Genomic DNA, 820 nt, shown 5'->3' on the forward strand with positions numbered 1-820 from the left:
TTAAGACACTTTGCTATTAAGCAATGATCTTAGCTACAACACCAGCACCAACTGTACGGCCACCTTCACGGATAGCGAAGCGTAAACCTTCATCCATCGCGATTGGGCAGATCAGTGTTACTGTCATCTGTACGTTGTCACCAGGCATTACCATCTCTACGCCTTCTGGCAATTCGATAGTACCGGTTACGTCTGTTGTACGGAAGTAGAACTGTGGACGGTAACCTTTGAAGAAAGGAGTGTGACGTCCACCTTCTTCTTTTGACAGAACATAGATTTCTGACTGGAATGTAGTGTGTGGAGTGATTGAACCTGGCTTAGCCAATACTTGACCACGCTCAACTTCATCACGCTTAGTACCACGTAGTAGTACACCACAGTTCTCACCTGCACGACCTTCGTCAAGCAGTTTACGGAACATTTCAACACCAGTACAAGTGGTCTTAGTAGTATCGCGAATACCAACGATTTCTACTTCTTCACCTACTTTGATGATACCGCGCTCTACACGACCTGTTACAACAGTACCACGGCCAGCGATTGAGAATACGTCTTCGATTGGAAGAATGAATGCACCGTCAATTGCACGCTCTGGCTCTGGAATATAAGTATCTAGCGCTTCTGCAAGCTCAAGGATCTTAGCTTCCCACTCTGGCTCGCCTTCTAGGGCTTTAAGCGCAGAACCTTGGATAACTGGTAGGTCATCACCTGGGAAGTCATATTCTGATAGCAGTTCACGAACTTCCATTTCTACTAGTTCTAGTAGCTCTTCGTCATCAACCATGTCACATTTGTTCATGAATACGATGATGAAAGGTAC

Annotated in this window: 1 protein-coding gene; it reads right to left on the minus strand. The window is 45.6% G+C overall.

The genetic code is table 11. The features are described 5' to 3' along the window. Positions 1–16 precede the first annotated feature (16 nt). Positions 17–820 (minus strand): elongation factor Tu (locus tag DVO77_RS18920; protein ID WP_119979409.1); only part of this gene is annotated, 804 nt, incomplete at its 5' end.

Origin of the sequence: Shewanella algidipiscicola (assembly GCF_003605125.1) — a bacterium.
Lineage (GTDB): Bacteria > Pseudomonadota > Gammaproteobacteria > Enterobacterales > Shewanellaceae > Shewanella > Shewanella algidipiscicola.